Annotated in this window: 1 protein-coding gene; it reads left to right on the plus strand. The window is 71.6% G+C overall.

Translation table 11 applies throughout. The features are described from left to right. Positions 1–100 precede the first annotated feature (100 nt). Positions 101–708 (plus strand): FkbM family methyltransferase (locus E1295_RS48300; protein WP_132642131.1); only part of this gene is annotated, 608 nt, incomplete at its 3' end.

Genomic DNA, 708 nt, shown 5'->3' on the forward strand with positions numbered 1-708 from the left:
CCCCCGTACGGCGACCCGCCCAGGCCTGCCATCCGCCCCGGCACGCGACCAATCCCGCCAACCGCGCCCACCGAGCCGCCGTCTGAAGCAGACTCACACCATGACCACCAGTGAACCTCTCCGCAAGAAAGCAGCCGTCACGGTCATGCGAGCGGCCAGAGCCGCCAACCGCAGCAAACTCGCCCGCACCCTGCTGCGCGGCCGCAGCGTCCGCCGCCTCCCCCTCGTCAACCGCCTCTACCACACCGTCTTCCGCCTCGGCGCCACCACCTCCGGCCGCGACGTCGAAGCCCGCTACCGCGGCCTCACCCTCACCGGCCCCGCCTGGGACGCCACCATCATGCCCTCCGTCTCGGCCGGCTACTACGAAGAGTTCGAGGTCACCCTCTTCGAACGCCTGGCCGCCACCAGCCGCACCATCCTCGACGTCGGCGCCAACATCGGCGTCTACGCCTGCACCGGCGCCGCACACCTGCCACCCGGCGGCACCCTCATCGCCTACGAACCCGTACCCGAGAACCTCACCCACCTGCGCCGCAACATCGACCACAACGACCTGACCGCCCGCGTCACCGTCGAACCCCTCGCCGTCGGCGCCGCCCCCGGCCGGCTCACCGTGCACCTGTCAGGCGAGCAGTCCGGCAAACACTCCGCCGCCCCCGCCAACGTCGGCACACCCGCCGGCTCCCTCACCATCCCCATGACCTC

Origin of the sequence: Nonomuraea mesophila, assembly GCF_004352805.1 — a bacterium.
GTDB classification, from domain to species: domain Bacteria; phylum Actinomycetota; class Actinomycetes; order Streptosporangiales; family Streptosporangiaceae; genus Nonomuraea; species Nonomuraea longispora.